This is a genomic window from Arthrobacter sp. BL-252-APC-1A (assembly GCF_009696625.1).
Lineage (GTDB): Bacteria > Actinomycetota > Actinomycetes > Actinomycetales > Micrococcaceae > Arthrobacter_B.
Window position 1 is genome coordinate 1 of record NZ_VULS01000030.1, and the last position, 1,350, is coordinate 1,350.

Genomic DNA, 1,350 nt, shown 5'->3' on the forward strand with positions numbered 1-1,350 from the left:
CCCAACCCAGCTCAAATAAGGCTACCGCTGCCTCACGCTGCTCTTCCGACAATGAACTGCTGCTGTGCATAGAACTGCTCCCCGAGAGTGAACTGATTTCTCAGTCCAACTTTCGGGGAGCAGTTCACAAAGGCCCGGCCTTCCTGCGTTGGCTGCGTGGTTAGAGGGACTGTTCGAATTCCAATTCCATCGGATCGCACTCGTACATTTCGCCGTCTACGAAATGGGTTCCGGGCCCGCGGTCCTCGCAGACCTCTATGAGCGTCCCCACCTGGTCAAGGGCGAAAACGAAGAGGAGGATCGTGGCCAGCAGCGTCAGCACGAACACGACGCCGCCGATGATGATGCCGGCCAAAGCCGGACCATTGCTCATCTTCGCCTTACGGGACTGCACGAAGGCCACGATGCTGAGGATCACGCCAACCAGTGAGGCGAACGGGATGAAGAACAGGCAGGACAGGATCAGGCCAACGATGCCCATGGTCTTGCCCGGCTGCTGTGCGGGAGGCTGGTAGGCGCCCTGGTAGCCGTAGGGTCCGGGCTGTGACCCGCCCGGGTAGCTCGGCTGACCGTACGGACCCGGGGTTGAAGACTGGCCGTACGCGGGCTGGCCGTACGTGGGCTGCCCATAGGGAAGGCCGGCAGGAGCTTGGAAGGGCTGGGTCCCGGAATCGTCCGGCGTGCCGGGCTGGCCATAGAGCCGTTGCGTGGGCGCTTCGTCTGCGGCCGGCCCTGCAGTCTGGTCCGGCGTCGTTTCGTTCTGAGGCTCGGGGTGGCCTGCGTCGGCGTTGTTGCGGTTTTCTGACATAGTTCTCCCGGAATGCTGGGGTCGGATGTGTGGCCTGCGGTACGGCCTGGCGGCAGTGCCCGCGATCGCGGCCAGTCTATCCTGCACCGCTGGATAGAACCCGCACGTTTTGACCCCGTTACGCCTAGTCAGGGCACTGTTAGCACCGAAGCGTCCGGCGCCACACTAATGTGTGAGCAATCACCGTCTTATTCTGGCACATACTCAGGAACACCCGCGTTTAACATTTGAGTAAGCAGTCTGCGATGTGCGAAAAGGATGATGCTGTCTATGGACAACGCCCTCCACGAACGTTCTTTGCCTTCCCGGCAACTCCGTCTTGTGCCGGTCCATGAAGCCTCTACCGTGCGGGAGAGGCAGTGGTGGCGTTCCTCGGTCATCTACCAGATCTACCCCCGCTCCTTCCGCGACCTGAGCGGGGACGGCATCGGAGACCTGCCCGGCATCACCGCCGAAATCCCCACCCTGGCCGAACTGGACATCGACGCGATCTGGCTCTCCCCCTTCTACGTCTCCCCCCAAAAAGACGCCGGCTACGACGT

General features: G+C 61.9%; 2 protein-coding genes. One reads left to right on the forward strand and one right to left on the reverse strand.

Features of this window, described 5'->3' with window-relative positions:
- Positions 1–160: 160 nt before the first annotated feature.
- Entirely contained in the window at positions 161–808 is a 648-nt protein-coding gene (locus tag FYJ28_RS17055; protein ID WP_154580190.1) for a DUF4190 domain-containing protein, read from the reverse strand.
- A gap of 270 nt (positions 809–1,078) precedes the next feature.
- On the opposite strand from FYJ28_RS17055, the gene FYJ28_RS17060 reads away from it, so the two are divergent.
- The coding region (locus FYJ28_RS17060) for an alpha-amylase family glycosyl hydrolase (RefSeq protein WP_268235050.1) at positions 1,079–1,350 on the forward strand (272 nt) is incomplete at its 3' end.